The organism is Rhizobium sp. PDO1-076 (assembly GCF_000247475.1).
Lineage (GTDB): Bacteria > Pseudomonadota > Alphaproteobacteria > Rhizobiales > Rhizobiaceae > Allorhizobium.
This window is the reverse complement of sequence record NZ_AHZC01000322.1, coordinates 1-867: the sequence shown is the minus strand read 5'-3', so window position 1 is coordinate 867 and position 867 is coordinate 1. Positions and strand designations below refer to the sequence as shown.

Genomic DNA, 867 nt, shown 5'->3' with positions numbered 1-867 from the left:
GAGCTTGACCGCCGAGTACGCAGGGCAGCCCGCGAAGATGCCATCTGCACACGATTTATGGGCATGCCAGGGGTCGGTGAGATTACGACGCTCAGCTGTAAGGCTGCTGTTGACGATCCTACCCGCTTCAAGAGTTCACGCACAGTAGGGGCCCACTTTGGGCTGACGCCGCGACGTTTCCAGTCCGGGGAAAAAGACAATCCCGGACGCATCTCACACGCTGGTGACGCGGATGTTCGGGCGACACTCTACGCCGCCGCCAACGCGATGCTCATGCGCTCGATTGCCTGGAGCAGCTTGAAAGCATGGGGCGTGCGGCTGATGAAGACCAAGGGGCGGCGGCGAGCGATCGTTGCTGTCGCCCGCAAAATTGCCGTCGTACTGCATCGTATGTGGAGCGATGGCACAGAGTTCCGGTTCGGATCGGAGGCTGTTGCATGATCTAAGCAAGCCCCCTAAGCCGATCCTGGCCGGATCGTCCCATGCGGACGACGGGATGGATGAAGCCGATAATGACTGCTGCGCCTTCAAAGCGCGTCCAAAAGCGAGGTTCTCCAGACCCTGATCCCATGCATGCGTGCAGCGGCTCCGAACGCGAGGGGCCAATAGACTGCCAAGAGAAGCGTGACCCGCGTGAACGATCAGGCCAACGACCATCAGAAAGGGCTTGACCCAAATGCCCGATTAGAGAAGCGGTCATTGGTATTTGCGGTCGCATAAGCCGGCGAGCTTTGATTACCTACTGCGCAACAGAAACCGTCTCACGAACCTGCCTGACAGCATTGAAGACCTCTCCAGGCATGCCGAACCCCGGAGCGCCATAGAGTAAACGGAGCTCTTCCCTATGACGGTCGGGGTCGAGCAGAA

General features: G+C 59.3%; 1 protein-coding gene. It reads left to right on the top strand.

Annotated features, from left to right (window positions below; genetic code table 11):
- The coding region (locus PDO_RS16050; RefSeq protein ID WP_007604061.1) for an IS110 family transposase at positions 1 to 441 on the top strand (441 nt) is incomplete at its 5' end.
- Between the last annotated feature and the right edge of the window lie 426 nt (positions 442 to 867).